Source organism: Streptomyces sp. NPDC051921, assembly GCF_040680975.1.
Lineage (GTDB): Bacteria > Actinomycetota > Actinomycetes > Streptomycetales > Streptomycetaceae > Streptomyces.
On the sequence record NZ_JBFAXU010000025.1, the window covers coordinates 62958 to 87319 of the forward strand.

Consider the following 24362-nt stretch of genomic DNA (forward strand, 5'->3'; position numbering starts at 1 on the left):
GCGGTCCCTCCCGGCCGTCCCTCCCGCTCGCCCCTCGTGGCCGTTCCCTCACCCCCGGTGTGCGCGGGTGCGGCTCCCCGCCGCACCGGACAGACTGGACGAATACGCACCCGCGCGTGAGGGGGCGGTAGAGGATGGCGCTTCGACAGCTGTCCGGGCCACTGCGCCGCTGGACCCTCCTCTACGTGCTGTTCGTGGCCGCCGTGACCGTCGCCTACCTGGAAGTGCCTTCCCGGCACACCGTCCTGTGGGCCCTCATCGGGCTCAGCGGTGTCGCCGCCATCCTCGTCGGCGTCCATCTGCACCGGCCCGCCCGCCGCTGGCCCTGGCTGGTGCTCGCGGCCGCCAACTTCACCTTCGTCGCCGGCGACACCACGTACAACGCGCTGGAGTCCTTCTTCCACCAGAACCGGCCGTTCCCGTCGCTCGCCGACGCCTTCTACCTCGCCACCTACCCCCTCTTCGCGATCGGCCTCTTCGGCTTCATCCGCCGCCGGGCCGCGGGCCACGACCTGGCCGTCGCGCTCGACGCGCTGATCCTCACCTGCGGCCTCGCGCTGCTGGCCTGGGTGAACCTGATCAACCCGCTCGCCACGTCCCCCGACATGACCTGGGTCGAGCGCGCCATCTCGATCGCGTACCCCCTGGGCGACGTCCTGATGCTGGCCATGCTGGCCCGGCTCCTCGTCCCCGGCGGACTGCGCTCGCGGTCCGTCCAGCTGCTCACCCTCGGCACCTGCGGCATCCTCTTCTCCGACGTCGTCTACGGCGTGAAGCAGCTGGACGGCACCTGGCAGGTCGGCACCCCCTGGGACCTGGGCTGGGTGGTCTTCTTCACCGCCTGGGGCCTCGCCGCCCTGCACCCCTCGATGACCGGGCTCACCGAGCTCGCGCCCGAACCCGCGCCCGGGATCGCCGAACGGCGCCTCTTCCTGCTCGCCGTCGCCTCCCTCATCGCGCCCGCCCTGCTGCTCTTCCAGTCGCTGAGCCAGGACGGCGACCGGGACATCGGGGTCATCGCGATCTTCTCCGCGCTCATGTTCCTCCTGGTCCTGATCCGCCTGTGGGGCATGATGGCCGACCACCGCAAGGCCGAGGCCCGCGAACGCAGTCTGCGGGTCGCCGCCGCCTCCCTCGTCGCGGCGCTGAGCCCGCGCGAGGTCGCCGCCGCCGTCGAGACGGCCGCCGCCACGCTCTTCGGCTCCGGCACCCCGCACCACACGATGCTGCTCGCCCGCGACCGCCGCGGCCGGCTGGCCGCGGTGCCCACCGGCCCCCGGCCGTGGAGCGTCCAGGTCGCCGACGTCACCGGCCCCGAGGCCACCGGACCGGACGACGCCCCCTGGCCGGACCTCCTCGCCCACGGGAGCCGGCTCCTCCCGGTCGACGCGCTCGACCCGGCGATCGTCACCGCCGTCGCGCCCGAGACGCACGCCCTGCTCTGCCCCCTCGCGCTGCAGGCCCCGGCCGCCGGCGAGCCGCTGCTGGGCGCGCTGCTCCTCGCCGGGACGGAGAAGAAGCTGTCCGAGATCGCCGGCCCCGCCCAGTCCCTCGCCTCCCAGGCCGCCCTGGCCCTGGAACGCTTCGGCCTGAGCGAGGAGGTCAGCCGCCGCACCAGCGAGGCCTACTTCCGCACCCTGGTGCACAACACGTCCGACGTCATCCTCATCGTCGACGACGACGACACCGTCCGGTACGCCAGCCCCTCCGCGGAGAGCATGTTCGGGCACCCGCTGCTGCCCGGCACCCCGCTGACCGAACTCCTCGCCCCCGGCGACGCCGTCAGCGCCCTGCGGATCGTGGCCGGCGTGCGCTCCCGGGGGAACGTGGACGCCCGCGACGACTGGAAGCTGCTGCACGGCGGCGCCGCCGACCTGGAGGTCGAGGTCCGGTGCAGCAACCTGCGGGACGAACAGACCGTCCACGGCCTCGTGCTGACCCTCCGGGACGTCACCGAACAGCGCAAGCTGGAGCGGGAACTCACCCACCGCGCCTTCCACGACTCGCTGACCGGGCTGCCCAACCGGGTGCTGCTCCTGGAACGGATCGAGCGCGCCCTGCTGCGCGGCCGCCGTGAATCCACCCTGACCTGCATGCTCTTCGTCGACCTCGACGACTTCAAGGTCGTCAACGACACCATGGGCCACTCGGTCGGCGACGAGCTCCTCGTCGCCGTCGCCCGTCGGCTGACCTCCGTGCTCCGGCTCACCGACACCGCCGCCCGTCTCGGCGGCGACGAGTTCGCCGTGCTCATCGAGGGCGCCCGCGAGCCCGGCGACGCCGAGGTCCTCGCCGCCGAGATCGTCAGCACCCTCAGCCGGCCCTTCCACCTCACCGACGGCGCCGTGTCCGTCTCGACCAGCGTCGGCGTCGCCACCGTCCTCGACAGCGCCCACGCCGAGGAACTCCTCGGCCATGCCGACCTCGCCCTGTACGCCGCCAAGGCCGCCGGCAAGAAGCGGTGGCGGCGCTTCCGTCCCGAGTTGCACTCCCGGCTCGTCGCCCGCCACGAGCTCCAGGCCGGAATGGAGAACGCGATCGCGCAACACGCGTTCGCCCTGCGCTACCAGCCCATCGTGCAGGTCGACGACGCGGAGCTGGCCGGCTTCGAGGCCCTCATCCGCTGGCCGCACGCGGGGCGCGGCATGGTCCCGCCCGAGCAGTTCATCAGCCTCGCCGAGGAGAGCGGCCACATCATGCCGCTCGGCGCATGGGTGCTCGACCACGCGAGCCGGGACATCTCCCGCTGGCAGCGCGCGCACCGTCGCACACCGCCGCTGTGCGCCAACGTCAACGTCTCCGCGCGCCAGTTCCGCGACCCGGGCCTGCTCGACGTGGTCCGGCGCACCCTGCGCACCTCGGGGCTCGCCCCCGGCTCGCTGGTCCTGGAACTCACCGAGTCCGTCCTCATGCACCGCGACGAACAGATCGGCACCACCATGCGGGCGCTCAAGGACCTCGGCGTGTCGATCGCCATCGACGACTTCGGCACCGGGTTCTCCTCGCTGAGCTATCTGCGCGAGTTCCCCATCGACGTGCTGAAGGTCGACAAGTCGTTCATCGACGACATCACCACCGACCGCCAGCAGGTCGCCCTCGTCGAGGGCATCGTGCGCATCGCCGACGTCCTCGGGCTCCAGGTCGTCGCCGAGGGCATCGAGAACGAGGACCAGCGTGCCCTCCTCGCGGACATGGGCTGCCGGTTCGGGCAGGGCTACCTCTTCGCCCGCCCGATGACCGCGCACCAGGCGGAGACCTTCCTGCACGGCGCGCCCGCCCCGCCGCCCCGGACCGCGAGGACCGTCCAGCGGACCGAGGCCGGCCGTACCGCCGCAACCGCCAGGGGCACCCCGGCCGCACGCGCCGCCCGGCCCGACATGCGCTGGCGGGACCTGGAGCGGCTCAAGCGCAGCAGCCCGATGTGCGACGCCGTCATCGACGAGATCGACGGCCGCAGACTGCGCGTGGGCGACCACTGGCTGATCGATTTCGCCTCCTGCAACTACCTCGGCCTCGACCTCGACCCCGAGGTCATGGCCGCCATCGACCCTCAGGTCCGCGCCTGGGGCACCCACCCCAGCTGGTCCCGGCTCATCGGCAGTCCCCGCATCTATCCGCGGATCGAGGAACGCCTCACCGATCTCCTCGGCGCTCCCGACACCCTGCTCCTGCCGACCATCACCCTGATCCACCAGTCGGTGATCCCGCTGCTCGCCGCCGGCGGCCGGATCTTCGTCGAGGCCCAGGCCCACCGCACGATCTACGACGGCTGCGTCATCGCCCGCGGCCAGGGCGCCGAACTGCGCCGCTTCCGGGCCGACGAGCCGTGGGAGCTCGACGCGATGCTCCGCGAGGCGCCCGGCGGCGGCGCCCGGCTCGTGTGCACGGACGGCGTCAACAGCATGACCGGCAACTACCCCGACCTGCGCGCCACCGCCAGGATCTGCCGCGAGCACGGAGCCCTCCTGTACGTCGACGACGCCCACGGCTTCGGCGTCATCGGCGAACGCGGCCCGGGGGAGACCAGCCCGTACGGCACTCGCGGCAACAGCATCGTGCGGCACCTCGGGGAGAGCTACGACGGCATCGTCCTCGTCGGCGGCTTCTCCAAGGCCTACTCCTCGCTGCTCGCCTTCCTCGCCGTGCCCTCCCGCCTCAAGGACCACCTCAAGGTCGCGGCCGCCCCGTACCTGTACTCGGGCCCCTCGCCGACCGCCTCGCTCGCCACCGCCCTCGCCGGGCTCGACGTCAACGAGGAGCGCGGCGACGCCCTCCGCGCCGACCTGTACCGCAGGACCGCCCGCGTCCTCGACCACGTCCGCGGCCTCGGCATCGCCACCCCCAACACCGACGGCCTGCCGATCGTCGAGATCCCGCTCGGCGACGCCGCCGAACTGGAGACGGTCGCCGCCTTCCTCTGGGAGCGGGGCATCTACGTGACGCTCGCCAGCTACCCCCTCGTCCCGCGCGACCGGGTCGGCTTCCGCGTGCAGATCACCGCCGCCAACACCGACGAGGAGATCGAGGAGCTCAACGACGCCCTCACCGCCCTGTCGGCCCGCTTCTCCCTCCAGCGCCGCGCCCCCGTCCCGCCCGGCCCGGTCCCGGCCGGGCGGTCCCCGGGGGCGTGATGGCGACGACCCGGCGGGCGGTGCGCAGAAACCGCGACGCGGACTGGAACGCCTGGCCCGTCGCGGAGTACCTGGCCGAGAACTACCGCCGGATGCACCCCTGCGACCGGGGCGTCATCCACCACCACTGCGCCTTCTACCGCCAGTTCGCCCCCGGCTCCCTCGCCCGCACCCTCGAACTCGGCGCGGGCCCCAACCTCTACCCGCTCACGCTGGCCGCCGGAGCCGGCCGCCGCATCGAGGCCCTGGAACCCAGCGCCGCCAACCTCGCCTTCCTGCGCCGCCAGCTGACCGACGGCCCCGAGGACAGCTGGCAGCCCTTCTACGGACTGGCCCGCGCCCTCGACCCCGCCCTGCCCGCCACGCTCACCGAGGCTCTCGCCCGCGTCAACGTGGTGCGCGGCGACGCCGGCGACCTGGTCGACGGACGCTACGACACGGCGTCGATGAACTTCGTCGCCGAGAGCGTGACCGAGGACTTCGACGAGTTCACCGCTCTGTGCGCGGCCTTCGTCCGTTCCGTCCGACCTGGCGGCGGGCTCGTCGCCGCCTTCATGGAACGCATGCCGAGCTACCGCATCGGCGAGGGCCCGCTCTGGCCGGCCTGTCCGGTCGACGAGCCCGCGCTGCGCTCCGTCTTCGGCCCCCGCACCGCGGACCTGCGGATCTCCCGGCTCGCCAAGGACCGCACACTGCCCGAGTACGGGGACACCGGGGTGCTGCTGCTCACGGGCCGGAGGCCGAGGCCCTGATCGGCTCCGCGGCTCCGCGGAGCCGCGGAGCGAGGAGCCGCCGGTCCCGTCGTACCGCCGCCGCCCGTCCCGGACCGGCCTCACGACAGCAGCTCCCGGTAGAGGGCCGCGTACTGTGCGGCGAACCGCTCCGGGCCGAAGCGTTCCTCCACCGCCGCCCGGCCGCGCTCGGCGAGCACGTCCCAGGACCGGAGCCGGTCCAGCAGCCACGCCAGCTGCTGGCCGGTGCGGCGGGCGTCGCCCGCGGGTGCCCGCAGCACCGCGTTGCCGAAGTCGGCGAACTGCGGCAGATCGCTGAGGATCACCGGTCGCCCGGTGGCCAGCGCCTGCAGCACGGGCAACGGGATGTCGGCCACTCCGCCGATCGTCGGCGGCGGGAACAGCAGCACGTGCGCCGAGGTGATCAGCGCCCGCATGTCGTCCACGTAGCCGCGGACCTCGACGTCCTCGAGGCCCTGGGCCACGGCCCGCTCCCGCAGCGCCTCCTTCGAGCCGTGCTGGTCCTGCCCCGGTAGCCCGCGCATCGCGAGCACCAGCCGGAACCGGCTGCCCGCGGCCGCGGCCTCCGCCGCCGCGTCGATGGCCGTCTCCGCCCCGCCCTGCGGGGCGTGGTGCCCGGCGTAGAGCACCAGGGGCAGACCGCGCGGACGTGGCCGGCTCGGCCAGTGCTCCAGTGGGATCATCGGCGGGATCACCCGAACGTCGCCGAAGCGGGCGGCGCGCAGCCGCCGCGCCATCGACTCCGACAGGACGACCGTCGTGCCCAACGGCCGGGCCCGGGCCGGCAGCCGCGGGTCCGGCCTCCCGGGCACCGTGTGCACCACCGGGCGCCCCCCGAGCAGCAGGGGACGCAGCCTCGAGAAGGCCGGGAAGGTGCGCCCGATCGTCAGGAACGCGTGGACCAGGTCGCAGCGGCGCGCGTGCACGGCCCCGGACAGGACCGCCTGCGTCCGCTCCGGCACGCGCGGCGTCCCGTCCCGGGAGAGGATCCGTACCGGGTGCCCGCCGCGCGCGTCCGGCGGACGGCGGCCACGCCGGTGCGGCCACCGCGAGAACCACGTGAACTCGACGTCCGGCAGCGCCGCGAGCACGTCGGATGCCAGCCCTACGGCGGCCCCGTCCGCCCCGTCCAACGGGCCGCCGGTCAGGAGCAGGACGCGCGTGCGGTCCGGCTTGGTGCTCATCGCGGTGCGGCCGGCGGTCGGGGGAGCGGTGGCAGCTCGCACGGCGCCCACGCCCCGCGGCGGGGGCCCCTGTCGGCGGACAGCGGCACCGCCCGGTGCTGCGCGCGCCGCTCCGCGGAGGGCACCGCCCAGATCCGCCTCGGGAACCGGCGGGAGGACGGCGCGGCGTCGCCCGGCCGGGGCGAGGACACCAGCGGGCCTTCGGAGCGGGACGGCGCGCTCAGCGGGGCGACTGCCATGGCACTCTCCGGTCCCTGCGCGGCCGCGGCGCGGCGGGGCCGTCGACGATCCGGCGGGTCAGGGCCAGGTAGGCGCTCGTCATCTCGTCCCACGCGTAGTGCTGCGCGGCCAGCCCCGCCTGCCTCCCCAGACGTCCGCGCAGCGTCGGATCGGAGGCCAGCGCGGCCATCTCCTCCCCGAACGCCGCCGTGTCGAAGGGCGGTACGGCCACGTCGCCGCTGCCGCGTATCCAGCGCAGCGCGGGCAGGTCGAAGTGGAGCACGGGCTTCCCGTACGACATGCCCTCCAGTGCCACCAGGCAGAAGGTCTCGTGGCGCGAGGGCACCACCAGGAAGGCGCTGTCCTGCAGCAGCCGCCGCCTCGTCTCCTCGTCCGCGCACCCCACCCAGCGCACACCGGGTCCCCGCACCGCGAGCAGCCGCAGGAGCCGGCGCTCCTCGGCAGGGGTCCCCCGACCGGCCAGGACGAGTTCCATCTGCGGCCGGGCGCTCTCATAGGCGTCGAGGAGCAGATCGAGCCCCTTGACCCAGGTGTCGATCCGCCCGAGGAAGAGGATGGAGCCGCCGCTGCCGAGGCGGGCCTCGTCGAGCCGGTGCTGCTCGACCCCGTGGGCGATCACGTGCACGGAGGCGCGCGGACTGAGCCGGCGCACGGCCGAGGCCTCGGCCTCGTTCCGCGCCACGACGTGCCGGTAGCAGCGCAGCCCGATCCGCTCCACCAGGAAGAACGGCAGGTGGTGGCGCCACAGGGCGTCGGCGGTGCGCCCCTGGTCGATGCCGACGACCGGGGCGCGGGACAACAGGGGCAGGAAGCTCGTCGAGAACGGTGGGGTGAGGCTCTCCAGCCACACGTCGTGCGGGATCCGCCGGGCCACCAGCGGCAGCAGTGCCAGGAACAACAAGTGGCCGACGCGGGGCCCGGCCCGGCAGACCGGCAGCGTGACGTAGCGGATTCCGCGGCGCCGTACGGACCGGGCGTCGCGGCCGGCCGTCACCACGGTCACCTGGTAGTGCTCGGAGAGCCGCCGCGCCAGCTGCTCCACGACGAGCGCGCTGCCGCCGCGGTGGCCGGCGTCGTCCGCGTCGTCGTAGAGGGAGACGACGACCCGCTTGCGCCGCTCGGGGCCGGTGGCCGAGGGGAGTTCGGGCGCCCGCCGCTCGTGGCGGGTGGGGTCGCGTCGTGCGCCGTCCGCCGACGGTGGAACGGAGTCGAGGACCCGTTCCAGGGCGGCGGCCGCGACCGTCTCCGGAGGGTTCTCGCCGTCGAGCAGGGTCACGCGGGGCAGCCGCCCCGCCCAGGCGCGGTGCCGCGCCCACCGGTCGGCGGGCGGGCGCGCCTCTTCCCGGCCGCTTCCGGCCGGCGCCCCGGGGCGGGCCTCAGGAAGGAGCGTCAGGTCGTAGCGGTCGGCGATCCGGGCGAAGCGTTCGGCCGCGCCGCGACCGGGCGGCGGGTCGAACTCCACCAGCCCGTCCAGCGGCCCCCGGTCGGTCACCACGACGGCGGGCCGGCCCCGGGCCGCGACGGAGACGCGCAGCCGCGCGGCCCCGATCCGCAGCGCGAGCTCGCCCGCCTCGACAAAGGCGTGGGCACGGCGGAGCCGCGGTCCCCGGCGCTCGGGACGCACGAACCGCCGTGCCCACTCACCCGCCCCCGTCCTGCCCGGTTCCCCCGTTTCCCTCACCCGTGGGGGAACCGGGAACCAGCGGCACACCACACAGCCGTGGCAGTGGACCGTCGTCACCGCGAACCCGCGCCGGCGCAGCAGCCCCGCGAGGGCGGGCACCAGCGAGGACGTCCCGGTGCGATCGGGCCCGGACACCGCCACGAGCAGCGGTGTCGTGCGCCGCACGCTTGTGCTCGGTCGACCCGTCATGCCGCTCACGACTTCCGCCTCCGGGCCTGCCCGGCCACCACGAGCGGCACCCGCGGCGACGCCTCGCGAGCCGTGGCCCGCACCCGCACCCGGTCCCGGTCCCGGTCTCGGCCGAGAGGACCATCCGAGTGCCCGGCTCCGATCGGCGCGGAGGTCACCATGGACAACGGCAACGGCAACGGCAACGGCAACGGCAACGGCAACGACAACGACAACGGCAACGGCGGCGGCACCGACGGCCGCAGCGGCAGCGGCAACCGCATCAGCACCCCGCGGTCGAGCCGCCCCCTCGCGTCCTGCGCCCGCCCCGGCTCGGTCTGGGGGCCGGGGTCCGGGGGCCCGAGGCGCCGGGACGGCCCGCCCACCAGGACGTCCCGGGCGCCGGCACGGGTGACGGTCGCGTCGCGGACCCCGAGGCGGGCCCGCCGGTCGAGGGCGGCGACCGTGGCGGGCAGCCGCTCGCGCTCGTCGAAGCCGGGGACGACCCGTGCGAGCCCGACGGGGGGCCCGATGAGCGAACGGGGAACCGGGGCACGCGTGTCGACGCCGGTCATCGCGCCTCGCCCCCTCGGGGGAGGGTGCTGAGAGCGGCGCGCGCGGCGGTACGCGGGATGGCGGGGATCGGAGCGGGCACGAGCGCCCGGCTTCGCGGCGGGACCGTGGCCGGGGCCGGGCTTCCGGACCCGGTCGGACGCCTGAAGGCGAGCGACGGTCCGGGCGCCGCGCGGTTCCTGCGGCACGGGTTGCCGTGAGTACGGCGGCACGGGTAGGCGTGGGCCCTGTGGCACGCGTAGCCGTGGGCCCTGTGGCTCGGGTAGGCGTGGGCACGGCGGCTCGGGTAGGCGTGGGCCCTGTGGCACCGGTAGCCGTGGGGCAGTGGGCCCTCACGTGATCCTCCGCACGAGCCGCCTCGCGAACCCGGCTCGTGCCGCCTTCCCCCGTCGCCTCCGTCGCTCGGGTCCGGGCCCGAGGGGCTCGTCGAGCGCCGCCGACCGGCCGCGGTACGGGGGCGCACCGCACGGGAGCGCCTGCGGCGGGCGGCCGTGCGGGGGCGGTGGGTCTCGGTGTGACGGCGGCAGCGCCGGTCGGTTTCGCGTACGCGGTCGGAGGCGCGCCGGGCGGGATGGGCCGGGTGATGAGGTGTGCGCTCGCACGCGGAACGGCGGCGGCGCGCCCCAGCGTTCGGCCAGTCGGTCACCCGTCGCAGCGGATGCGGAGCGGGTGCCACCGGCGCTCGGCTGATGGGGAGGGAGGTCATGACGCGCCTCTTCCGACAACCGACCCTGTCGAAGGTCGATGAGGCACTGCCACATGCAATGCACTCACATCAACCCCTATCACCCGTTTTGTCGGTCGTCAACCGCTGCCCTCTCCGGGCCGGTGCGGCGCGTTGCGCGGGCGATCGGCGATCGGAGTCCCCAGGATGCGGCTGCCGTCACGGATCGTTCGGGGGTGTGACGACCCGTGGACGGGCGGGAGTTCGAGGCCCGGGACCTCGGCGATGCCCTGCCCGTGGTGCGGGGCGTGCGCGACGAGTTCGGCGCCAGGTTCCCCGCCGCCCTCGCGCGGGTCGAGCAGGTCGAGGATTCCCGGCGGGAAGGTGCGGGACCCGTACCGGCGATCCGTGGCGCGTGGCCCGTGCAGCTGCCGCTGTGCGGGTGGCCGGACAGCGGCCGGCTGCCTTAGGCCGACGCCGACTGCGCGCCAGAGCACGAGATGTGACGTTCGGTCAGGTCCGGTTCGATGTGCGGCCGTCGGGTGGCTCCTGCGCGACGCCCACGGCGAGGTCCTGCAGGCGCTCCACTCCGCCGTCCGGGGGACGTCGCCCTCGACGAGCTGGTGTGGAACCCGAGGGCGGCGCCCCTGGAGCGCGTCGGCAAGCACGGGCGCGGACCCCGACGAGGGAATCCGCGAAGTCCGCGTCCCGCGCCGCCCGTTCGCGCACTCCGCGGTGATGACCTGGGTCGCCGCCGACCGGGTCCTGCGGCTCGCCCGGGTCGCCGGACCGCGCGGCTCCATCCGGCGCCGGCAGGCGCCGCGCGCCGAACTCCCCGACGAGGTTTGCTGGTTCGGCCGGAGCGAGGGGCGGCAGACCTGCGAGCGGCGCCACGGCGGCCGGCGCGTCGACGCGACCGCCCCCGATCCCGCGCCTCGGCATCCCGCCCGCCGACCACCCCGGGTGCTCGACACCGTCCGCGCCATGGCGGGCCTGGAGGACCACGGCTTCCTACGCCGCCGCGACGGCGTGTCCGACGGCGTGTCCGACGGCGAGGCGCACTCCCGCCCGCCGTACGGCCATGGCATGAACACCCCGAGCGGCACCGTGCCGCACCTGGGCGCGGCCACGGGGTCGTCCACGGGTCTGCCGCTCCTCGCCGTCGGCATCGCCCTCGCGGTCACCGGGACCGCTGCCTTCGCGCACGGGCGCCACGCCGCCGACCCTTGCCGTTCGGGCGTCTCCAGCGGGCGCCCGCGCCCCCCGCGGGGTCGAATCGAGGCATGGAACCCTTCGACAGGCCCCGTACCGGCAGCTCACCGCCGAGCATCGCCGCCGGTGACACATGGTGGTACGCCGCCGTCGCCGGTGAGGCCGCCGGATCGTTCAGCGCCCGCATCCGCATACGCATGCGGCGCGCCTGCCTCGCCGCCGTCCTCCTCATCACCGTCGCGTACGCCGGACTCGTGCTCACCGCGACCGGCCGGCGCTGGGGGGACGCCGTCACCGCCGGACGGCTCGCCGATCCGGCCGTCGCCCGATTCCTGCGCGAGCACCCCTCGCTCCCGTGGATGAGCACCCTCGCCCTGGTCGGCATGGTCCTGGTGCTCGTCGCCGTCGGCGTGCTGCGCAAGCGGTACCGCCTGACCGTCGCAGCGGTCGGCACCGTCGCCGTCGCCCTGGTCGCCGCGTTCCTCCTCCAGCGGTACGCACCGGGCCCGCGCCTGGTCGACGCCTCCGGCGTCGCCGTCCGGAGCGGCTTCCCCAGCGGCTCCGCCGTCATCGCCGCCGGCAGCGCCCTGGGCCTCCTCCTCGTCGTCCCGCACCGGCTGCGCGGCATCGCCGTCGGCCTCGGCGCCCTGGCGGCCGTCGCCCTCGGCGCGTACGGGATCGCCTCGGGACGCCAGCGGCCCGGCGACGTGATCGCCGCCGATCTGCTCGTGCTGGCGGCCTTCGCCGCCCTCGTCGCCCTCGTCGCCCGGAAGGGCAAGATCCGGCCCGCTCCTCGACGCGGCCTCCCCCCCAAGCGTCTGCTCGTCCTGCTCCCGCTCGCCGTCCTCGCGGTCGGCGGTCTCGCCGCGGGCGGCTACCTCCTCGCCGACTGCCTGCCCGGCGCCGGTCCGCTTCCCGCCGAGCTGCCCCGGATCGCCCACCGCTGCGGTCAGGCCCTCGCCGCCGGGACCGGCGCCGGCGTGACGCTCGCCCTGCTCGGGCTGCTCCGCCACGTCGAGCTCGACCCCGGGCCCACCCCGTACCGGATCACGCCACCCGTTCCCGAGGACCCCTTTCCCGAGGACCCCGATCACGAGATATCTTGATGTCGAGCAATCTTGCAGACGCAGACGCAGACGTGGAGCGGAGCACACCCGGTGACTGACTCGACCATCATCTACACGCACACTGACGAGGCGCCCGCCCTGGCGACCTACTCGTTCCTGCCCGTGATCCAGGCCTACGCCTCGACCGCCGGCATCAACGTCGAGACGCGTGACATCTCCCTGGCCGGGCGCATCATCGCCAGCTTCCCCGAGCGTCTGGAAGAGGGCCAGCGCATCGCTGACGCCCTCGCCGAGCTCGGTGAGCTGGCGAAGACGCCCGAGGCCAACATCATCAAGCTGCCGAACATCTCGGCCTCGATCCCGCAGCTGAAGGCCGCGATCGCCGAGCTCCAGGCCCAGGGCTACGCCCTCCCGGACTACCCGGACGACCCGCAGACCGACGAGGACAAGGACGTTCGCGCCCGCTACGACAAGGTCAAGGGCTCGGCCGTCAACCCGGTCCTGCGCGAGGGCAACTCCGACCGTCGTGCCCCCGGCGCCGTCAAGAACTACGCCAAGACCCACCCGCACCGCATGGGTGCCTGGACCGCCGAGTCCAAGACCAACGTGGCCACCATGGGCCAGAACGACTTCCGTTCCACCGAGAAGTCCGCGGTCGTCTCCGAGGCCGGCTCCCTGCGCATCGAGCACGTCGCCGCCGACGGCACCACCACGGTGCTCCGCGAGTCCGTCCCGGTCCTCGCCGGCGAGGTCGTCGACGCCTCCGTCATGCGCGTCGAGGCCCTGCGCACCTTCCTCTCCGAGCAGGTCGCCCGTGCCAAGGCCGAGGGCGTGCTCTTCTCCGTGCACCTCAAGGCCACGATGATGAAGGTCTCCGACCCGATCGTCTTCGGCCACGTCGTGCGCGCCTTCTTCCCGAAGACCTTCGCGAAGTACGGCGCCGTCCTCACCGGCGCCGGCCTGTCCGCGAACGACGGCCTCGGCACCGTCCTCAAGGGCCTGGAGTCCCTGCCGCACGGCCTCGGCGAGGAGATCAAGGCCTCCTTCGACGCCGAGCTCGCCGAGGGCCCGGCCCTCGCCATGGTCGACTCCGACAAGGGCATCACCAACCTGCACGTCCCGTCCGACGTCATCGTCGACGCCTCGATGCCGGCCATGATCCGCACCTCCGGCCACATGTGGGGCCCGGACGGCCAGGAGGCCGACACCCTCGCCGTCCTCCCGGACAGCTCCTACTCCGGCGTCTACCAGGCCGTCATCGAGGACTGCCGCGCCCACGGCGCCTTCGACCCGTCGACCATGGGCTCCGTCCCGAACGTCGGCCTCATGGCGCAGAAGGCGGAGGAGTACGGCTCCCACGACAAGACCTTCGAGATCGCCACGGCCGGCACGGTCCGCCTGGTCGACGCCGCCGGCAACGTGGTCCTGGAGCAGGAGGTCGCCGAGGGCGACATCTTCCGCGCCTGCCAGACCAAGGACCTGCCCATCCAGGACTGGGTCAAGCTCGCCGTCACCCGCGCCCGCGCCACCGGCGCCCCGGCCGTCTTCTGGCTGGACGAGACCCGCGCCCACGACGCGCAGCTGATCGCCAAGGTCAACGCGTACCTGCCGGAGCACGACACCGAGGGCCTGGAGATCAAGATCCTGTCCCCGGTCGAGGCCACCAAGTTCTCCCTGGAGCGCATCCGCCGCGGCGAGGACACCATCTCGGTCACCGGCAACGTCCTCCGTGACTACCTGACCGACCTCTTCCCGATCCTGGAGCTGGGCACCAGCGCCAAGATGCTCTCGGTCGTCCCGCTGATGGCGGGCGGCGGCCTCTTCGAGACGGGCGCCGGCGGCTCCGCCCCGAAGCACGTCCAGCAGCTGGTCAAGGAGAACTACCTGCGCTGGGACTCGCTCGGCGAGTTCTTCGCCCTGGCCGCCTCCTTCGAGCACCTGGCCACCACCACGGGCAACGCCCGCGCCCAGGTCCTCGCCGACACCCTCGACCGCGCCACCGGCACCTTCCTCAACGAGGACAAGTCGCCGACCCGTCGCGTCGGTGGTATCGACAACCGCGGCAGCCACTTCTACCTGGCCCTCTACTGGGCCCAGGAGCTGGCCAAGCAGACCGAGGACGCGGAGCTGGCCAAGGCCTTCGCCCCGCTCGCCGAGGCGCTCTCCGCCAACGAGCAGAAGATCGTCGACGAGCTGAACGCCGTCCAGGGCTCCCCGGCCGAGATCGGCGGCTACTACCAGCCCGACCCGGCCAAGGCCGCGGCCGTGATGCGCCCCTCGGCCACGTTCAACGAGGCCGTAGCCACCCTCGCCTGATCGCGCGACGACGCCGCTCCGCCCCGGCCGGACACCCGTCCGACCGGGGCGGTCGCGTCGGTGGCGCATCCGCCGTCCCGGTGTGAGTCTGGATGGATGAGCTGGGCATCATGGACGACCGCCGGTGTCTACACCGGGCGGGGCGGGGTGCTGACCGTCGAGGTCGGCGTGCTCACGGGCGATCTGACCGTGCACACCACCTACATCGACGGCGAGGCACGTGTGGCCGTGCAGTACAGCGGCGCCTCCGACTGGTTCACCATGTCGGGCAGTCCGGTCCCCTGCGGATCGGAGGAGGAGAGCCGTGACCTGCACGACGCCGTCGTCACGGCCGTTCGGCAAGGAGGCGGGGCGACCGTGCCCACCCTTCCGCACCTGTCGGGGTAGGTGCGCGAAAAAGTGTTGTCACCCCTGCTCCCGAGGGTCTCCTAGACGAACCCAGGACAGCACCCGAGGGAAGCAGAGAACATGCAGAACGAGGAGCTCCGCACCGCCGCGCTGGTCGAGGCGGCGCGGGCCGGTGACGCACGCGCCGGGGACGAACTCGTACGGGCCTTTCTGCCGCTCGTCTACAACATCGTCGGCCGCGCCCTCGACGGGCACGCCGACGTGGACGACCTCGTCCAGGAGACGATGGTCCGCGCCCTCGACGGCCTGCCCGCCCTGCGCGACCCCGCCCGGTTCCGGTCCTGGCTCGTCGCCATCGCCATGAACCGGATACGGCGTCGCTGGCGGGAACGCCAGCAGGCGCCGCTGCCCGGCCTCGACCGGGCCGCCGAGCTCGCCGACCCGGCCGGCGACTTCACCGACCTCGCCATCCTGCGGCTGGGTCTCACCGGCCAGCGCCGCGAGGTCGCCGAGGCCACCCGCTGGCTCGACGAGGACGACCGCGACGTGCTGTCCCTGTGGTGGCTGGAGGCCGCGGGGGAACTGACGCGCGCCGAACTGGCCGCCGCCCTCGACGTCCCGCCCCGGCACGCCGCCGTGCGCGTCCAGCGCATGAAGACCCGCCTGGAGACCGGCCGCGCCGTCGTCCGGGCCCTCGCCGCCGCCCCGCCGTGCCCGGACCTGGCCGAGACCACCGCCACCTGGGACGGCAGCCCGTCCCCGCTGTGGCGCAAGCGCCTCGCCCGCCACCTCGACACCTGCCGTCACTGCGCCCCCACCCGCTCCGGACTCGCCCCCGCTGAGGGCCTCCTCGTCGGGCTCGGCCTGGTGCCCCCGCTGCTGCTCTGGGCGGGGCGCGGCGGGGACGTCGCACCGGCCGCGGTCGCCTGGACCGGGCAGGAGGTTCCGGTCGCCCCCGCTGACCCCTCTCCCGCCGTGGCCGGCGCACCGGCTGCGGGGGCCGGCCGGGGCGTTCCAGGCTGGCGGGCCTGGGGCGCCGGGGCCGCCGCCGTCGCCGTGCTCGGCGGCGTCATCCTGCTGCTGCCCGGAGACCGGGACGCGGAGGCGGAGGTGCGCGCGCCGGTGCCGCGCACGCCGACGGCCGAAGTGACCCCCGCGAGCACATCCCCGACGCCACCGCCGCCGTCGCCCACACCCACGCCGACCCGGACCCGGGCACCCGAGCCGAGTCCCGAGGAGAGGGTGACCCGGCTGGTGAACCGGCACCGGGCGGAGGCCGGCTGCGGCCCGCTGCGCGCCGACCCGGAGCTGGCCGCCGTGGCCCGCGCGTACGGCAAGGACATGGTGGCCCACCGTTCGTACGGCCACAGCGGCCCCGACGGCACGGATCCGGGCACCCGGATGACGGCGGGCGGCTATTCCTGGAGCGCCTGGGCCGAGAACCTCGCCCGGGGGCAGTCCGACCCCGACTCCGTCGTGGACGACTGGATGGCCGACGCCCCGCACCGGGCCAACATGCTCGACTGCGACTACCGGGACACCGGCGTCGCCGCGGTGTCCGGCCCCGACGGCACGGTCTGGGTGCAGGAGCTCGCCACACCGCTCGAGCGGTAGCGCTCGGCACTGGGCGGCCGGGACTCGGCGGCCCGCACTGGGCGGCCCGCACTGGGCGGCCGGGACTCGGCGGCCCGCACTCGGCGCCGGGACTCAGCGGCCCGTGGCGAAGTCCTGCACCCACCACGGGCCGTTGGCCCTGAGGTTCACGCCGACGCCGATGTCCTGGAACGCGCAGTTGAGGATGTTCTTGCGGTGGCCGGGGCTGTTCATCCAGTCCTCCACCGCCTGCGCGGGCGACTCCGGGCCCCGGTGGATGTTCTCGCCCCAGGAGGACCAGTCGTAGCCGGCGGTGCTGATCCGGTCGCCCGCGTCCCGCCCGTCCTTGCCGACGTGGGCGTAGGAGACCCGCGCCGCCATGTCGTCGGCGTGCCTCTGGGCCGCCTCCCGGAGCCGGGCGTCGGACCGCAGGGGAGGGCAACCGGCCCTCCTCCGCTCGGCATTGGCCAGTGCCACCACCTGCGTCGCGTACGGGGCGACGGTCCCGGCGGCCCGCTCGGGGAGCGACACGGGCCGCGCGGCGGCGACCGTGTCGGCCCGCGCCAGGGGCGGTGGGGCCGATCGCGGCGGCCCGCCCGAGGGAGCACCCGGCGCCGCGTACAGCCCGGTCACCACGGTCAGCGCCGCGGCGATCGTGCCGGCGGTGATCGTCGCCGTCCGGAAGGACGGCACCCGCCGGGCCGCCTTCCGCCGGTGCCGGCCGCCGTGGGCGGCCCGCGGGGTCCGGAGCCGCTCGGGGCCTTCCAGGGGGAGGGCTGCGTCGTACGCGTCGTGCTGCATGGAGCTCCGCTCTCGCTACGGGTCCACCGGACCGCCCGGCACTCGGATCGTCACCGGGACGGCGGTGGGAAGAGACGGCCGTATCACTTTCCGGCCCCGGAGAACGTGACACTCCTCGTCAATGCCGAGCGTCAACCTCCTGCGGCACCACTGCCACCGGGCACGGCGCGAGGTGCAGCGCCGCGTGCGCCACCGAGCCGATGCGCGGCCCCATCGCCCCGCGCCGGGCCCGTCGCCCCACCACCAGCAACTGCGCAGCCCCGGACCCCGACAGCAGCACCTGCCCGGCACTGCCCAGCTCCACGTGCTCCGTCACCGGCACCTCCGGGTAGCGCTCCCGCCACGGCGCCAGGGCCTCGCGCAACGCCTTCTCCTCGTACGGGACGAGCCCGCCCGACTCGTCGGCGAGCCGCAGCGAGGCCGGGCTGTACGCGAAGAGCGGCGGCAGGCTCCAGGCCCGTACCGCCCGGATCGCCGCCCCGCGCGCCGCGGCCGTCTCGAAGGCGAACCGGAGCGCGGCTGCGCTGTCCTCCGGAGTGCCGTGCTGCCCCACCAGGACCTCCCCGGCGGGCGGCTCGGCCGCCTCGCCGTCACGGGACCGGACGGCGACGACCGGCACCTCGGCGCCCGCGATGACCTGTTGCCCGTACGAGCCGAGGAGGAAGCCCGCCACGGCGCCGTGGCCGCGCGAGCCGATCACGAGCAGCTCGGCCCGCGCCGTCGTGCCCAGGAGCGCGGCCACCGGGGTGTCGCCGATGACCTCGGTGCTCAGCGAGAGTCCCGGGTGGCGTTCCGCCACCGCCGTCGCGGCCTCGCGCAGCACGCCCCGGGCGGCCTGCTGCTGGGCCGTCGGATCCTGGAGCAGCGGCAGGTCGAGGGGTTCCCACCGCCAGGCGTGCACGAGCCGTAGCGGGAGCCCGCGGTGCAGTGCCTCGCGGGCGGCCCAGTCCGCCGCGGCCAGGCTCTCCGGCGATCCGTCCACTCCTGCGACGATCTCACGACTCATCAGGTTGCCTCCCTCGGCCGGGCGTCGGACCCGCCGGACGACGGAGCCGCTGCCTCCAGCTTGGGCCATTGGACCGTCCGGGGGGAGGGCCGGACGTCCCGAACCGCCGTGCCGTCCGACCCGGATCGGAGCTGCCGGGCTCCCGTCGCTCGTCCGGGGACCGCGGGCCCGGTGGGCCCGGCTTCCGGACGACACCGTGCCCGCGGTCCCCGCGGTCCCACCCGACGGGCGGCCCCGGGCCGTGCCCGTGGAGTCCCGCCCGGCTCCCGACGCCCGGCCCGCACGCTCGCCGCGTCGTCGGGATCACCCGAGTACGCCCCGGTACGCGGGCGCCCCTGCGCCAGGTGATCGCAGGCTCCGGACGCCGCCGGCCCCGCCCTGCGGGCGGACGGCGCCACTTTCCGGACCTGACCTAGGCCAGGAGGGTGAGCCGGGCGTGGGTGCCGTGCAGGTAGTGGTCGCCGATGTCCCGCAGCCGGTGGTCGGGCGAGACGGGCGCGGTGAGTGCCCGGACGTTGCGCCAGAAGCGGTCGAAGCCGGGCCCCGTGCGGTGCGGGTCGAGGGTCGTCGCCGGGTCCACGAGCTGCAGGATGCGCGTGGTGATGTCGACCGCAGCCCGGTTGGCCACGGTCTCGGCCGCCGCGACCAGGACGGCGATGTCGGCCCGTTCCTCGACGTCGAGGGCCCGTTCGGCGAGCAGCCCGTGCGCCAGGACGTCCGTCGCCCGTTCCACGACGGCGGCGGCCGTGTGGGCGGAGGTCGCCAACTCGCCGTAGGCGAGCAGCAGGTACGGGTCGTCCCCGCTCGGGCCGGCGCCGCCGGCCGCGGGCGACGGCGCGGCCTGACTGGCGCGGCTGAAGTCCCGGGCCTCGGCGAGCGCGCCCTCGGCGATGCCGAGTCCCACGTGGACCAGGAGCAGCCGCAGGGCCAGCGGCGCGAGCGTCGAGTACGGGGCGACGGCGTGCTCGTCGTGCGGGAGCGCGCCGAGGACCTGGGCGGCGTCGACCGTCACCCGGTCGAACGTGACCGTGCCCGCGCCCGCGAGTCGCTGGCCCACGCGTTCGGTGCCCGGGTCGGTGCGGACGGCCGGACGGGCCGGGTCCACGAGGACCGGAAGCAGGTCGCCCGTCTCCGTACAGCGGGCCCCGACGACCAGCCGGTCGGCGACCGTGACGCCGGAGGCGAAGGCGCGGCGCCCGTCGAGGACGTACGCACCGCCGCCGGCCGGGGTGAGTGTGAGCCCCAGGGGTCCAGGATCCGCGCGCGGCGGTTCGACCGCTCCGGCGAGCAGCCACCGCTCCTGGGCCGTGCGCACGGCGAGGTCGAGGGGGCCGGCCGCCGGGCCGAGGAAGCGCGTGGTCCAGGACAGCACGTAGTGGTGGGCGAGGAGTTCGCCGATCGAGCCGTCCGCGGCCGCGATCTCCCGGATCACCCCGCACGCGGTGCGCCAGTCGGCGCCGCGTCCGTCGGCCCCGGGGGCGGTGAGCAGCGCGGGCAGTCCCGCCTCCTGGAGCCGGGCGACCTCGTCGAACGGCGCTGTGCCGGTCCGGTCCCTGACCAGGGCGTCCACGGCCAGATCGTCGGCGAGCTCGCGGGTGACGCGGGGCCAGATCTCGTCGTCCGCCGGGCGGTGGGCCGCTGCGGAGGCGGTGCGTATCGCTGACTTCTTCGGCGTTCTCACGGCACCTCACATGATCCCTAGTATCCCCACTGGAATAGTAGGGATACTGGCAGAGGGGCCGCCCGGGGCCCAACAGGCGTCCACATCGCGGACCTTGGTATCTCGCGAAACGAGACGGATGCGATCGGTCGGACGGGTCAGGGATTGGTCCAGGCGTCCGGGTCCTCCGCCAGCGCCACGATCTGCGGGGGCAGCTCGGCGGCGGCCAGCTGCGCCAGCGACACCCCGTCGAGGACCTGGCGCACGTTCGCCCGCAGCGCGACCCACAGGGTGAGCAGCGACTCGGCGGGGCCCGTGTAGGTCAGCTCCGGCGGCCGGACCCCGCGCACCGACACCAGCGGGCCCTCCACGCAGCGGATCACGTCGGCGACCGAGATGTCCTCGGCCGGCTTCGCCAGCCAGTAGCCGCCGTTGCCGCCGCGCTGGCTCTGCACCAGACCGCCCTTGCGCATGTCGCCCAGGATGCCCTCGAGGAACTTGTGCGAGATCCCCTGGTGGTCGGCGATGGCCTCGGCCTTCACCGGCCCGGCGTCGCGGGCCGCGGCGAGCTGGAGGGCGGCCCGCACCGCGTAGTCGGCCCTGGCTGAAATGCGCATACGCGCATTATGCCTAGCCGTCGTGTCCGCACCCTTGACGAGGGACGGCGGCGCTCCCACACTCGTGGACGGGAAAGCCGAGCGAACAGGTAGGGAACCATGGGAGCCGCCGCCGCACCGGACACGGCCCGCGCCGTCCCGCTGCCGCGCCCCCTCCCGCTCACCTCCCGCCGCCACATCGACCTCCTGCGGGTCTGCAGCGCGGCTTAGGGCCGTCCCGGACCCGGACCCGGGCTCGCCCGGCCCACCGGCCCGCCCCCGCCGCGCACCGGTTCGTACCGCGCGGCCCGGCTCCGCCGCTCCGGCGTCCCCTTGTCTCTTCCTTCCCGTACCTCTGCTGCCTCCGGGCCCGCCGACGCCGTCGCGCGCCCTCCGACCCAGCACCGAGCACCCAGGGAGAACCATGTCCGTCGTCCCCTCCGTCGTCCCCTCCGTCGTCCCCGCCACGGCCGCCCCCGCCTTCCGCGGCCGCATCGGCCGCGACGTGCACAGCGGCCACTACGCCGTACCGCACCGCTATCGCCTCCACCTGGCCCCGGCCGACCCCGGCTGTCTGGGCGTCGCCGTGACCCATGGCCTGCTCGGTCTCGACGACACGCTGCCGCTGACCGTGCTGCCCGCCCTCGCCGACACGTCCGACGGCGGCTACGCCGCGCTGCGACCCCTGTACGAGGCCAGTGCCCACCTGTACCCGGGGCCGGCCGCCGCGCCCGTGCTCAGCGACGGCTGGACCGGCCGGATCGTCTCCACCCACGTGCCGGACATCCTGCGCGACCTGGCCCTCCGGTTCCGGGGCGACGGGCCCGAACTGCTCCCCGAGGACCGGCAGGAGGCGATCAGTGCCGTCGCCGACCTGTGCGAGCGCAGCGTCAACGCCGCGGCCCAGCGCGCCGGCGAGCTCGGTCTCGACGACACCGCCGCCCACCACGACCCGCTCACCGTGCTCTTCGCCGCGCTCGGCTCCCTGGAGCGGCGCCTCGCCCGCCGCCCGTACGTGCTCGGCGACGCCCTCACCGCCGCCGACGTGACCGTCTGGGTCACCCTCGTACAGCTGGACACCGTCCACCGCTGGCACCTCGACGCCGCCGCCATGGAACGGGTCGCCGCGCACCCCGCGCTGTGGACCTACGCCGCCCGGCTGGCCGCGCTCCCCGCCTTCGGCCGCCACCTCGACCTCGACGCCCTCCTGGACCGCCACCGCGCCCACTGCCGGGGCCGCGAGGCGGCCGGCGCCGCCATGCGGATCGTCGACTGGACCGCGGCGCGCGGCTGAGCCCCGCACCGGGCGCGAGCCCGGCCCCGCCCCGCCCGCTCAGCCGAAGCGGCGGCCGGCCAAGGGCTCCGTGGCGTCGCCGCCGCCCTCCCTCGCTCCGCGCAGGAACGCCTCCAGGGCCTCCACCGAGGTCCTGGTCGGTGCCCAGTCGAGCTCCCGCCGCGCCCGCTCCGTCGCCATCACCGGCAGGTGGAGGACCGCGTCGAACAGGCCGGGCGAGGCGGGCGCGACGCGCATCCGCCAGGCCGCCGCGAGCACGCCCCGGACCGCCGCGTTCGGCACCTTCACCGGCCGCGCGTCGAACAGCGCGGCCAGCGTGCCCGCGTCGACCACCGGATCGGCCGCCACGTTGAACGCGCCCCGGACGTCGCGCAGCAGCGCCAGGCGGTAGGCCTCCGCCGCGTCGTCGGTGTGCAGCACCTGGAAGCGCAGGCCGTGCAGCTCCGGCAGCAGCGGGAGCAGTTCGGGCCGGAACAGCTGGCCGGGGAACCAGCGGCCCGCGAAGATCCGCCGCTGCTCGCTCGCCGACTCCTCCTTGAACAGGAAACCGGGCCGCAGGCGCACCACCCGCGTCTGCGGATGGTCACGCTCGAAGGTGTCCAGGACCCGCTCCAGATAGGCCTTCTCCCGGGTGTACGCCGCGCCGGGCCAGCCGTGCGTCGGCCAGGACTCCGACACCGGCGCGCCGTTGCCCGGTCCGGGGGAGTAGGCGCCGACCGAGGAGGCGGCCACCAGGACCGGGACGCGCGCGGCGGCCACCGCGTCGAAGACCCGTACCGAGCCGAGCACGTTGGTCCGCCAGGTGGCCACCGGGTCGTGCGTCGGCTGGAAGCGCCAGGCCAGGTGCACCACGGCGTCCGCGTCCGCCACGTACTGCGCGAGCCGCGGCTCGTCGCCCTCGAGGGACAGGTCCACCTCGGCCCATTCGGTCTTCGCCAGGGTCAGCCCCGGTCTGCGCCGGGACAGGCCGAGCACCGACGCCACCCGGGGCTCCCGTTCCAGAGCCCGCACCAGGCTCGTTCCCACGTTCCCCGTGGCACCGGTGACGACCACGTGCAGTCGGTCGCTGGTGTTCATGTCTCGACCTTCCGCCATCGCGGGCCCCGGCGCACCCGGGGGAACCCGACCCGGTCACGCAGCGTGGCGCTGCGGGTCGCGCGGGTGAGCGTGTGCCTCCACGATGGTGGAGCCGGGGGGCCAGAGCCGTACCAGGAGGACCGGATGCTGCTCCCCGACCGCAACACGATCGACCGCCTGCTGCGGTGCTACCGCAGCCAGGAACGGCTGGTCCTGGCCGTGCCGTACGACCTGTCGGCCCGCAGGCGGTTCGAGGACACCGCGTACACGCTGTGCGTCCTCATGGGGGAGCGGACGGCCCCCGAGGCGGTGCGTGCGGCGGAGCGCTACGTCGCCGAGCCGGAGCCGCTGGGGGAGTCCACACTGAAGGTGTGCGGTTCGACGCGCACCGGCGGGGTGGCCGCCGAATAGCGCCCTGGACGGGACCGCACGGCCCATGGTCATGGGCGGGAGGTGCCGGAAATGGACGAGGCACAGCTTTCGCCGCGCGAGCGGCGGATCCTCGAGGAGATCGAGCACGACCTGGACGAGGACACCGCCCTCGCCCGTACCCTGGCCACGGGCCACCGCCCACGCTTCCGCGGCGGGCGGAGCGGCTCCGGGCCCGGCGCCCGCAGCGGCCGCCTGACCGGCCACCGGGCCCTCGGGGCCGGGCGGTTCACGGGCCTCGCGGCCCTCGTGCTCGTCCCCGTGGCGCTCGTCCTCTTCGTGATCGCGGTCGCCACCGGGTCCTCGGTGCTCATCTGGACCTTCGCAGCCGTCTGGGTGCTCACCCTGACCTGTGTCCTGCGCCTGCTGCTGCGCTGGTCCCGCCGGCACCTCACCGGCCGCGAGCGCCCGCGCCCCGACGACGGCGACGTCGGCTGAGCGCGTCACCGCCCGCGGACGCCCCCGCCGGGCGCGGGAAGCGGGCCCGTACGGCATCGACGCAGGTGTCCCGCGAGGTCGGGCCGCCGAAGCGCAGCCGGTCGTAGGGCGCGAACTCCGGTTCGAGCGCGTCCAGCTCGTCGACCAGCGCGTGCAGCGCCGCCGTCCACAGCGGCGCGTCCGGCCGCGGTGAGCCGACCGCGTCGGTGATCGCTGCCGTGAGCTCGCCCTTGCGCCGGATCGTGTCCGGCGCGACCCGGTGCAGGCAGACGTACTGGCCGCTCAGATACGCCTCCCACTCCGCCACGCCCTCGGCCGGGTCCTCCCAGTGCGCGACGAACCACCCGCGCAGCCGCTCCGGCCCGCCCGCCCGCGCGGCCAGGTCGAACAGGTCGCGCGGGACCATCTCCGCGCCGTCCGACCGCAGATAGCCCGGCAGCGGCAGCAGCCCGTCCAGCATCTGCCGCCGCGCCTCCACCACGTCGCGTCCCCGTGCCGCGCACAGGCTCTCCAGAGGGGTGAACTGCGCGCTGACGTAGGCGTCGTCGGCCGCCGTCATCGGATGCTCGCCGTTGACCTCCCGGAACCGCCGGGCCACCTCCACCGCGTAGGTGCTCGTCCGCATGCCA

At 75.0% G+C, this 24362-nt stretch carries 19 protein-coding genes; 10 read left to right on the forward strand and 9 right to left on the reverse strand.

The window, feature by feature from the left end:
• The first annotated feature begins 134 nt into the window (after window positions 1-134).
• Together AB0M16_RS29090 and AB0M16_RS29095 are read left to right on the forward strand one after the other, a co-directional pair.
• Window positions 135-4631 (forward strand): aminotransferase class I/II-fold pyridoxal phosphate-dependent enzyme, encoded by a 4497-nt coding sequence (locus tag AB0M16_RS29090; protein WP_365348098.1) that lies wholly within the window; start codon window positions 135-137, stop codon window positions 4629-4631.
• 20 nt (window positions 4632-4651) lie between these two features.
• Window positions 4652-5383 (forward strand): class I SAM-dependent methyltransferase, encoded by a 732-nt coding sequence (locus AB0M16_RS29095; protein WP_365348100.1) that lies wholly within the window; start codon window positions 4652-4654, stop codon window positions 5381-5383.
• 80 nt (window positions 5384-5463) lie between these two features.
• Here AB0M16_RS29095 and AB0M16_RS29100 read toward each other — a convergent pair whose 3' ends face one another.
• The 3 genes from AB0M16_RS29100 to AB0M16_RS29110 all read right to left on the reverse strand — a co-directional run bounded on the left by AB0M16_RS29100 (window position 5464) and on the right by AB0M16_RS29110 (window position 9234).
• Entirely contained in the window at window positions 5464-6609 is a 1146-nt protein-coding gene (locus AB0M16_RS29100) for a glycosyltransferase (protein ID WP_365348102.1), read from the reverse strand.
• A gap of 178 nt (window positions 6610-6787) precedes the next feature.
• Complete coding sequence (locus AB0M16_RS29105) at window positions 6788-8656, reverse strand: glycosyltransferase family 4 protein (protein WP_365348104.1); 1869 nt, start codon at window positions 8654-8656, stop codon at window positions 6788-6790.
• A 29-nt stretch (window positions 8657-8685) separates the two neighbouring features.
• On the reverse strand, window positions 8686-9234 hold the full coding sequence (locus AB0M16_RS29110) for a hypothetical protein (protein ID WP_365348106.1): 549 nt from the start codon (window positions 9232-9234) through the stop codon (window positions 8686-8688).
• A gap of 910 nt (window positions 9235-10144) precedes the next feature.
• On the opposite strand from AB0M16_RS29110, the gene AB0M16_RS29115 reads away from it, so the two are divergent.
• The 5 genes from AB0M16_RS29115 to AB0M16_RS29135 all read left to right on the forward strand — a co-directional run bounded on the left by AB0M16_RS29115 (window position 10145) and on the right by AB0M16_RS29135 (window position 16453).
• Window positions 10145-10366: a hypothetical protein gene (locus AB0M16_RS29115; protein WP_365348108.1), complete on the forward strand. Its 222-nt coding sequence runs from the start codon at window positions 10145-10147 to the stop codon at window positions 10364-10366.
• 813 nt (window positions 10367-11179) lie between these two features.
• Window positions 11180-12214 (forward strand): phosphoesterase, encoded by a 1035-nt coding sequence (locus tag AB0M16_RS29120; protein ID WP_365348110.1) that lies wholly within the window; start codon window positions 11180-11182, stop codon window positions 12212-12214.
• 51 nt (window positions 12215-12265) lie between these two features.
• Entirely contained in the window at window positions 12266-14491 is a 2226-nt protein-coding gene (locus AB0M16_RS29125; protein WP_365348112.1) for an NADP-dependent isocitrate dehydrogenase, read from the forward strand.
• Window positions 14492-14587: 96 nt separating this feature from the next.
• Window positions 14588-14878, forward strand: coding sequence for a hypothetical protein (locus tag AB0M16_RS29130; RefSeq protein ID WP_365348114.1), 291 nt, complete (start codon window positions 14588-14590; stop codon window positions 14876-14878).
• Window positions 14879-14959: 81 nt separating this feature from the next.
• Window positions 14960-16453 (forward strand): sigma-70 family RNA polymerase sigma factor, encoded by a 1494-nt coding sequence (locus AB0M16_RS29135; protein ID WP_365348115.1) that lies wholly within the window; start codon window positions 14960-14962, stop codon window positions 16451-16453.
• 93 nt (window positions 16454-16546) lie between these two features.
• On the opposite strand, the gene AB0M16_RS29140 is transcribed toward AB0M16_RS29135, so the two are convergent.
• From AB0M16_RS29140 to AB0M16_RS29155, 4 genes are all read right to left on the reverse strand, one after another.
• Entirely contained in the window at window positions 16547-17233 is a 687-nt protein-coding gene (locus AB0M16_RS29140) for a CAP domain-containing protein (protein WP_365348117.1), read from the reverse strand.
• Between the two features lie 118 nt (window positions 17234-17351).
• Entirely contained in the window at window positions 17352-18239 is an 888-nt protein-coding gene (locus AB0M16_RS29145) for a universal stress protein (protein WP_365348119.1), read from the reverse strand.
• A gap of 412 nt (window positions 18240-18651) precedes the next feature.
• Complete coding sequence (locus tag AB0M16_RS29150) at window positions 18652-19920, reverse strand: acyl-CoA dehydrogenase (protein WP_365348121.1); 1269 nt, start codon at window positions 19918-19920, stop codon at window positions 18652-18654.
• Between the two features lie 137 nt (window positions 19921-20057).
• Complete coding sequence (locus tag AB0M16_RS29155; protein ID WP_365348123.1) at window positions 20058-20516, reverse strand: Rrf2 family transcriptional regulator; 459 nt, start codon at window positions 20514-20516, stop codon at window positions 20058-20060.
• Window positions 20517-20919: 403 nt separating this feature from the next.
• On the opposite strand from AB0M16_RS29155, the gene AB0M16_RS29160 reads away from it, so the two are divergent.
• Window positions 20920-21789, forward strand: a complete 870-nt coding sequence (locus AB0M16_RS29160) for a glutathione S-transferase C-terminal domain-containing protein (protein WP_365348125.1) — start codon at window positions 20920-20922, stop codon at window positions 21787-21789.
• Window positions 21790-21828: 39 nt separating this feature from the next.
• Here AB0M16_RS29160 and AB0M16_RS29165 read toward each other — a convergent pair whose 3' ends face one another.
• The gene (locus AB0M16_RS29165; RefSeq protein ID WP_365348128.1) at window positions 21829-22866 is read right to left on the reverse strand and encodes an NAD-dependent epimerase/dehydratase family protein; all 1038 of its coding nucleotides are present in this window, start codon (window positions 22864-22866) and stop codon (window positions 21829-21831) included.
• A gap of 144 nt (window positions 22867-23010) precedes the next feature.
• On the opposite strand from AB0M16_RS29165, the gene AB0M16_RS29170 reads away from it, so the two are divergent.
• Both AB0M16_RS29170 and AB0M16_RS29175 read left to right on the forward strand, forming a co-directional pair.
• The gene (locus AB0M16_RS29170; RefSeq protein ID WP_365348130.1) at window positions 23011-23277 is read left to right on the forward strand and encodes a DUF5133 domain-containing protein; all 267 of its coding nucleotides are present in this window, start codon (window positions 23011-23013) and stop codon (window positions 23275-23277) included.
• A 51-nt stretch (window positions 23278-23328) separates the two neighbouring features.
• Window positions 23329-23733: a hypothetical protein gene (locus AB0M16_RS29175; protein WP_365348132.1), complete on the forward strand. Its 405-nt coding sequence runs from the start codon at window positions 23329-23331 to the stop codon at window positions 23731-23733.
• On the opposite strand, the gene AB0M16_RS29180 is transcribed toward AB0M16_RS29175, so the two are convergent.
• Window positions 23687-24358 (reverse strand): DUF6058 family natural product biosynthesis protein, encoded by a 672-nt coding sequence (locus tag AB0M16_RS29180; protein WP_365348134.1) that lies wholly within the window; start codon window positions 24356-24358, stop codon window positions 23687-23689. The genes AB0M16_RS29175 and AB0M16_RS29180 overlap by 47 nt on opposite strands.
• Window positions 24359-24362 lie beyond the last annotated feature (4 nt).